This window comes from Endozoicomonas sp., assembly GCF_051008435.1.
In the GTDB taxonomy this organism is placed as follows: Bacteria; Pseudomonadota; Gammaproteobacteria; order Pseudomonadales; family Endozoicomonadaceae; genus Endozoicomonas_A.
The window spans coordinates 1-7,348 of record NZ_JBPCXO010000369.1 but is presented as its reverse complement, the minus strand read 5'-3'; the positions used below and the strand labels follow the sequence as shown (position 1 = coordinate 7,348).

Sequence of the window (7,348 nt, the reverse complement as noted above, 5' to 3'; positions counted from 1 at the left end):
GCCAGCCTGCTGCTGTGATGTTGATTGTACCTCGCTAGGCTTGGCACAAGAGTCACAGTAGTAGACTGGTTCCGCAGTCCACAAGAATCTTCCTTCGTCAAACGCTAAAAACTGCAGAATCGAGTGTTAGAAAATGGCGCTAAAAAAGAAGTGAAGCGAAGCCAGAATACTGCCTAAAGACAGTGATAGTAAAATAAGTTCTCCGGTTTCCAGTTCCTGATTCTGAGCGCTGTGCTGTTTCATATCCATACTGCTTCTCCCTACATCTTATTTTGTATTCCCTTGCTGGATGTTTTCATTTTAGGCGTGCAATAGCCCTATAGCCTTACTACGTTGGTCGGTGTTTAGACTGAAGTCGAAGAAAAAAGTGCGGAAAAAGAGCTGCTATGACTAAAAAAAATCCTTAATATAGCTTTTCGAGAGCAAGAAGGATTTAAATAATAATTAAATGGAATTAGGTCCTTTCCAAGAGAACAGCAGCATGATAAAAAAAATGAACAAAACTTTGGCCGCTCTGGCTGTATCAGCGGCCGTGGCTGGAGCTTCTGGCCTGGCTCAGGCAGCGGACACCGTCAAGATTGCCCTGGCAGGCCCGGTCACCGGCCCTGTAGCTCAGTATGGTGATATGCAGTTTACTGGCGCCAAGATGGCCGTTGCACAGATCAACAAAGAAGGGGGTGTTAATGGTAAGCAGCTGGAAGCTGTGGTCTATGACGATGCCTGTGATCCTAAGCAAGCCGTGGCGGTTGCCAACAAGATCGTGAATGACGATATTCGCTTTGTAGTAGGACATCTGTGTTCTTCTTCCACTCAGCCTGCCTCCGACATCTATGAAGATGAAGGCATACTGATGATCACTGCCGCTTCCACCAACCCTAATATCACCAGTCGTGGCTATGAGCTGATATTCAGAACGATTGGTCTCGATAGCCTGCAAGGGCCTACTGCAGGCAACTATATCGTGGAAAGCATCAAGCCTAAGCGTATGGCAGTCATCCATGATAAGCAGCAATATGGTGAAGGTATTGCTACCGCCGTTAAAAACACTGTTGAAAAAGCCGGTGTTGATGTGGCTCTTTTTGAAGGTGTAACGCCGGGTGACAAAGATTTTTCAGCACTGATTGCCAAGCTGAAAAGGGAAAATGTCGACTTTATTTATTACGGTGGTTATCACCCGGAGCTGGGTCTGATTTTGCGTCAGAGTGCTGAAAAAGGTCTCAAGGCTAAATTCATGGGGCCTGAAGGCGTAGGTAACAAGGACATCTCTGCGATTGCAGGTCCTGCTTCCGAAGGCCTTCTGGTCACTCTGCCGAAGAGTTTTGACCAGGATCCAGCCAACGCCAAACTGGTCGCAGCTTTCAAGGCCAACGGCGAAGATTCCACAGGTCCTTTCGTATTCCCTTCTTACTCTGCTGTACAAGTGATGGCTGAAGGCATGAAGCTGACCAAGAGTGAAAACCCGGATAAAGTAGCCGGTGCTCTTCGCTCAAATACCTTCAAGACGCCAACAGGTAATCTGGCTTTCGATGGTAAGGGTGACCTGAAAGACTTTAGCTTTGTCGTTTACGAATGGCATGCTGATGGCACTAAGTCTGAGGCTTCAAAATAAAAGCCTGATTGGAACGGCCATCGGCTGCCAATGTGATGGCCTTTCCATTTGAAAGGGAATGTCTTGCTCTCTGGGCCGACGCTGAGTAATTCAGTGGTCGGCCTAAATGCTTCTGCCTCATCAAAGGTTGAAACATAGCAGACAGACAAGCTCTTTTATGACTCACAGCGCTGAAACATTTCGTGGTAAACAGCCATGAGCGCTGGAAAAATTTTATCCTCTTTTTGATAAAAATTTTTCACGGTGAATAACAACAAAATGCAGTACCTAGCCTGATATGGAATAACTCCCAGGCGACGGAGAATAATAAATATGCCTGAGTCTTTTTTGTACTTCATTCAACAGCTCTTGAATGGCCTGACAGTGGGCAGTACCTATGCCCTGATAGCCATTGGCTACACCATGGTTTACGGCATTATTGGCATGATCAATTTTGCTCATGGTGAAATTTATATGATCGGCAGCTACATCGCTTTTGCTGTGCTCGCTGCGTTAGCGATGATGGGGATAGACAGTGTTTCACTGATGCTTATTTCCGCTTTTGTCATCAGTGTCATTATCACCAGTACCTATGGCTTTGCTGTTGAGAGGGTGGCCTATCGACCCTTGAGAAACAGTAATCGGCTGATTGCGCTTATTTCAGCCATTGGTATGTCCATTTTTCTGCAGAATTATGTCCGCCTGGCCCAGGGCTCAAGAGACATAGCCATGCCCAGCATGATCAGTGGTGGCTGGACCTTCGGTCCTGAAGACGGTTTTCATGCAACTGTGTCGTATATGCAATTAATCATCTTTGCGGTGACGTTTATTTCCATGACGGCTCTGACCCTGTTTATCTCCCGGTCGAAAATGGGACGGGCTTGCAGAGCTTGTGCTGAAGATTTGGGAATGACCGGGTTACTGGGCATCAACACCAATCAGATTATTTCCATCACTTTTGTCATCGGGGCGGCGCTGGCTGCGGTAGCCGGTGTTCTGCTTGGCATGTATTACGGAGTGATCAATCCCTATATCGGCTTTATGGCTGGACTTAAAGCGTTCACAGCTGCGGTGTTAGGAGGTATCGGAAGTATTCCTGGTGCAGTGCTGGGTGGTTTGATCCTTGGTGTCACAGAAGCTTTCACCGCAGGTTACTTCAGTACGGAATATAAGGATGTTGTGGCCTTCAGTCTTCTGGTTCTGATTCTTCTGTTCAGACCCACTGGAATACTGGGAAAACCTGAGGTAGAGAAAGTATGAAGTCTTTACGCTTTACTCCGGCGATACTCTCTGCAGTTGTTCTTCTGGTTTTAACAAGTCTGATGATGGGCGTTCGCCTTGAGCCCTCAGGTGTTGGGCTGAAGGTGACGATGGCTGACGCTTCTGCCCTGTATTGGATTGCAGCAGGTGTTGCTGTCGTGTTCTTTTTCCAACTGTTCAGGGCTCCCATTGATCAGGGTTTTTCCGTAATAAAAAAACAACTGCCAGCTACCAGCGCAATAGAAAAAACGGCAAAACTGACCAAAGCAACCGAGAACAAAGGGGTTAAAACCACGTTAATCTGCTTTGCTGTTGCTGGCCTGATGATCTGGCCATTCTTGGTTTCCAGAGGCGCTGTGGATCTGGCGACCCTGGCTCTGATCTACGTCATGTTGGGTCTGGGTCTTAATATTGTGGTCGGTCTGGCAGGCCTTCTTGATTTGGGTTATGTCGGCTTTTATGCAGTCGGTGCCTACAGCTATGCATTATTAAATCAGTATCTGGGTCTCGACTTCTGGAGCAGCCTGGTAATGGGGGGCATTCTGGCGGCTTTCTTTGGCTTTGTTCTTGGCTTTCCGGTGCTCAGGCTTCGGGGTGACTACCTGGCCATTGTGACTTTGGGCTTCGGTGAAATTATTCGAATCCTGCTGAACAACTGGACGTCGTTAACCGGTGGTCCCAACGGCATCAGCCAGATTCCTAAACCTACTCTGTTTGGTCTGGAGTTTGGACGCAGGGCGAAAGAAGAAGGGAATGTCCCTTTTCACGAGTACTTTGGCATTGATTACAGCAGTGAGTACAAGGTTATTTTTCTGTACATACTGGCAGTACTTCTGGTGATTGCCACTCTGTTCGTGATCAATCGCCTGCTTCGTATGCCTATTGGCAGGGCCTGGGAAGCTCTGCGGGAAGACGATATTGCCTGTCGTTCACTGGGATTGAATCCTACTGCCATCAAACTTTCTGCATTCACTATCGGCGCTGCATTTGCTGGCTTTGCCGGTACCTTTTTTGCTGCCCGTCAGGGTTTCATAAGTCCGGAGTCGTTCACCTTCATTGAGTCAGCCATCATTCTGGCTATTGTGGTTCTGGGTGGCATGGGATCTCAGGTAGGTGTCATTCTTGCGGCTGTCATTATGACAGTATTGCCAGAGTTTGCCCGTGAGTTTCAGGAGTACCGGATGCTGATGTTTGGATTGATGATGGTCTGCATGATGGTGTGGCGTCCTGAAGGACTGATGCCTATGAAGCGTCCTCATATCAAAATTAAATCCAGAAAGACCGAGACGGAAAGTTCCATCAAGACCTCATCAGTCGCTGAAAGTGTGTAGGGGGAATATCAGAATGAGTGAATGTTTACTGGAAGTTTCTGATCTGAGCATGCGCTTTGGCGGACTGTTGGCGGTGGATCAAATGGCACTGAAAATCCGTCCGGGTGAAATCGTGTCCATGATTGGCCCCAACGGTGCGGGAAAAACAACGGTTTTTAACTGCCTGACGGGCTTCTACCAGGCCACTGGAGGTTCTGTTCAATGCAAGGGGCAGGCAATCGAGAAGATGCCAGGTTACAAGATTGCCCGGCTGGGTGTCGTAAGAACCTTTCAGAATGTACGCCTGTTCAAGAGCATGACGGTTCTGGAAAATCTGCTGGTTGCCCAGCATCGGCATCTGAATACCGGACTGCTGGCAGGCTTGTTTAAAACCCCGAACTATCGGCGAAGCGAAGAAAAAGCAATGGAGAGGGCGGAGTTCTGGCTGGATAAGGTAGGTCTGACTGAATTTGCTAACCGTGAGGCCGGTAATCTGGCTTATGGTCAGCAACGCAGGCTGGAAATCGCCCGCTGTATGGTGACTGAGCCGGAGCTATTGATGCTGGATGAACCGGCAGCAGGTTTGAATCCAAATGAAACTGCTGAACTGGATAAGCTGATTTCAGATTTGCGGCGAGATCACGGTGTCACTGTGTTGTTGATTGAGCATGACATGAAGCTGGTGATGGATATATCTGACAGGATTTATGTCATCAATCAGGGGCGTCCTCTGGCTTCAGGCATACCAGAGGACATTCGTAATAACTCTGAGGTCATCAAGGCTTATTTGGGAGAGGGATAGTAGCGAGTTTCGGGGTTCTTCCAACAGTTGTAATAGTCCCAGTAACTGAATCGGTCTTCGAGCTCGTACATATCAATCTTGACGTCGTCCGGGTGCCGGATGTGCAGAGGGTTAGAGAGCCAGAGATAACTAAGGGCATCTCTACCCTTGACGCTCAGGCCTCGGAAGAGTCTGAAGCAATATAAAGCATAGTTGTTGTTGCGTAAGGCCAGATGGACCTCTTCCCCGGTGAGTTCAACCAGATCCAGTTCTCTCAGGATCTGGTTGACTCGCTCCATTGCCCAATAAGGATAAGGTGCATGGAGGCAGTCACTGGGCTGATTACTTTCTGGCGTGCAGTTCTGACTGTTATTCGATTCATTATTCTTGAAAACGGCCGCTAAACTCGCTGTAGAAGAGCTGCCATTGCTGCTTGAAATCAGTCTTTGCTGGATGTGCTCATAGCCCCATAACATTTCCACCAGAAACTTTCTGGGATCGCTTAACTTTTGGAATTGCTTCTGCAACTCATTAAGGGCGTCTCCGATAAAGGGTTGCATAATTGAAGATGCCTGATCATAAAAGTCGTATGGTTGTGTTCCATTGATAAGATAGACCGGTTGCGCTAAGTCGTTAAAACGAAGGGTATATTGATCTTTTCCTGTAAAGTGAAGCTCCCAGTTATTCAAGACGATATCGAGTCCCACTTTATTCTTTTTATGTTTCTGGTTGTAATCAATGACCTTTTTGGCGATCGCCAGCTGCTTCTCAAAGAAGGTAATGACTTCCGCTTCGCTGGCAGACTCGAGATAGTTTTTTGCCAGGCGTTGTCCTTTTAGAAATGGCTGGACAACATAGACTACGCCCTGTCCTCCAGAAAACCATTCCCCCCAGGTATAGGGTTTGGCTTCAAGGGCAATGAGTTGGGTATCAGTTGTAGCTATATCCAGAGAGTGCAGGCGCTGTCGGTATTCTTCAATGTGATTGAGGTGGTCTCTGGCATCATCAAAAGTGTAAAAGCCTGGCAGTCTTCGGACATGTTTGCCGGGTATTGATTTGATCTTCAAACCCATAGTTGTTGAGCCCGCACCAATCACTTTGCCGGGGGCTTTGCTGGATTCAAGGTCATGAATGTTAATTCCCTGCTCAAACGTTATTAGCTTTTCTACCAGTTCTTCATCCTTCTTTTTGTTTGCAGTAGAAGTGAAGTTTGAAGAGTTTTGATAACAGTGATGGCAGAAAAGGTGATCAACTCCATTTGCGTAGCAAGCCTGTGAAAGGAAGAAAGAGCAGAAGCTCAGGAAAAGAAAGTAGAGTGGTCTTCGAAACAAATAGAATGTTTGCACTGCCTGAACCTATTTTGCTTTTGTTGACCGATGAAATATAGAAGGTTTTTAAAAGGTTGCCGTATTCCTTCGATTTGGGTCTCCATTCACAGTACCAACGTATCCTGACTAAAAGATAAGAATGAATCTTGCTATGAATTTTTCGTGTAAGTTCTCAAAAGCCGGTACATGAGGCAAAACCTAAACTTGTCGTCTAGCCTCAAACACCATGACTTCATTATTTGCTGTAGATCAGTCGCCAAACCTGCTTGAGTTCATTGCTCAACAAAAGGATCTGATTGTCCGGCAACAGGAACAAATCGCCCAGCAGCAGGAACAAATCGTCCAGCAGCAGGAACAGATTGTTCAGCTCCAAGAACGGGACGTTCAACAGCAGGCTCGGATTGAGGCACTGGAAAGCGAGATAATTCGCCTGAAAAAACTCAATCCCAAACCCAATATCAAGCCCAATACTAAACCGCCAGATGACAGCGATTCGAATAGCTCTCCACCCAATTCTGATGAGGATGCTGATCCGGATGATTCCGAAGACGATGATTCATTAAGCCGCAAATCAGAGGTGGAAAAGCCTGACGACGCCACTCGGCGCCAACGATCTCAGCCACCCAGTCCACCGGTCTCTGAAGAGCACAGCGTGACGCCTGATGGGATTCCGGAAGGTTCTGTTCGCCATGGCCGAGAATCGTTTACTGTCCAGGAGTTGGAGATAAAGGCCAGGTCTGTCCGTTACTGGCTCGAACAGTGGTTGACCCCAGAGGGTAAAACCATCAGTGGGAGACCACCGGATAGCCTGAGCGGTCAACATTTTGGCCCTCAGCTACAGGCTTTTGTCATACTCCAGTACCACGGCTGTGGTGTGACCCAGCCCCAACTACTGGAACTGCTCTGGGATGCAGGTGTCTCTATTTCAGCGGGGGAGGCTCAGCAACCTGCTGACCAAGGAGGCTGTCGCAAAAGGGCTGCGCTTGCCGATACGTCGTTAAAAAATGACTCAAAATGCTCATTTACTGCATGTAAACTCCGCTTTTTCGTCATTTTTTGCCTTGTCTCGCCTGCGCTCGCT

At 47.7% G+C, this 7,348-nt stretch carries 6 protein-coding genes and 1 pseudogene; 5 read left to right on the top strand and 2 right to left on the bottom strand.

The features are described from left to right. Nucleotides 1-126: 126 nt before the first annotated feature. Nucleotides 127-249, bottom strand: coding sequence for a hypothetical protein (locus tag ACR2PX_RS18490; RefSeq protein ID WP_434000836.1), 123 nt, complete (start codon nucleotides 247-249; stop codon nucleotides 127-129). Between the two features lie 244 nt (nucleotides 250-493). Here ACR2PX_RS18490 and ACR2PX_RS18485 point away from each other — a divergent pair, with 244 nt between their 5' ends. From ACR2PX_RS18485 to livG, 4 genes are all read left to right on the top strand, one after another. Continuing rightward, nucleotides 494-1,609: a branched-chain amino acid ABC transporter substrate-binding protein gene (locus ACR2PX_RS18485; RefSeq protein ID WP_434000835.1), complete on the top strand. Its 1,116-nt coding sequence runs from the start codon at nucleotides 494-496 to the stop codon at nucleotides 1,607-1,609. A gap of 312 nt (nucleotides 1,610-1,921) precedes the next feature. Further along, a complete protein-coding gene (gene livH / locus ACR2PX_RS18480) occupies nucleotides 1,922-2,848 on the top strand; it encodes a high-affinity branched-chain amino acid ABC transporter permease LivH (RefSeq protein ID WP_434000834.1) in 927 nt (308 codons plus the stop codon). Continuing rightward, nucleotides 2,845-4,179, top strand: coding sequence for a high-affinity branched-chain amino acid ABC transporter permease LivM (locus ACR2PX_RS18475; RefSeq protein ID WP_434000833.1), 1,335 nt, complete (start codon nucleotides 2,845-2,847; stop codon nucleotides 4,177-4,179). The genes livH and ACR2PX_RS18475 overlap by 4 nt, the downstream gene beginning before the upstream one ends. A 13-nt stretch (nucleotides 4,180-4,192) precedes the next feature. Then, nucleotides 4,193-4,960 carry a high-affinity branched-chain amino acid ABC transporter ATP-binding protein LivG gene (gene livG, locus ACR2PX_RS18470; RefSeq protein WP_434000832.1) on the top strand — a complete coding sequence of 256 codons (768 nt, stop codon included), beginning with the start codon at nucleotides 4,193-4,195 and terminating at the stop codon, nucleotides 4,958-4,960. Here the strand turns inward: livG and ACR2PX_RS18465 are convergent. Then, nucleotides 4,942-6,285, bottom strand: a complete 1,344-nt coding sequence (locus tag ACR2PX_RS18465; protein WP_434000831.1) for a hypothetical protein — start codon at nucleotides 6,283-6,285, stop codon at nucleotides 4,942-4,944. The genes livG and ACR2PX_RS18465 overlap by 19 nt on opposite strands. A gap of 208 nt (nucleotides 6,286-6,493) precedes the next feature. Here ACR2PX_RS18465 and ACR2PX_RS18460 point away from each other — a divergent pair. Then, nucleotides 6,494-7,348: pseudogene (locus tag ACR2PX_RS18460) on the top strand (hypothetical protein); the annotation flags it as partial.

Coding starts and splice junctions, on each gene's coding strand:
- ACR2PX_RS18490 (WP_434000836.1), bottom strand. CDS start 249: ATGGATATGAAACAGCACAGCGCTCAGAATCAGGAACTGGAAACCGGA.
- livH (WP_434000834.1), top strand. CDS start 1,922: ATGCCTGAGTCTTTTTTGTACTTCATTCAACAGCTCTTGAATGGCCTG.
- ACR2PX_RS18475 (WP_434000833.1), top strand. CDS start 2,845: ATGAAGTCTTTACGCTTTACTCCGGCGATACTCTCTGCAGTTGTTCTT.
- ACR2PX_RS18485 (WP_434000835.1), top strand. CDS start 494: ATGAACAAAACTTTGGCCGCTCTGGCTGTATCAGCGGCCGTGGCTGGA.
- livG (WP_434000832.1), top strand. CDS start 4,193: ATGAGTGAATGTTTACTGGAAGTTTCTGATCTGAGCATGCGCTTTGGC.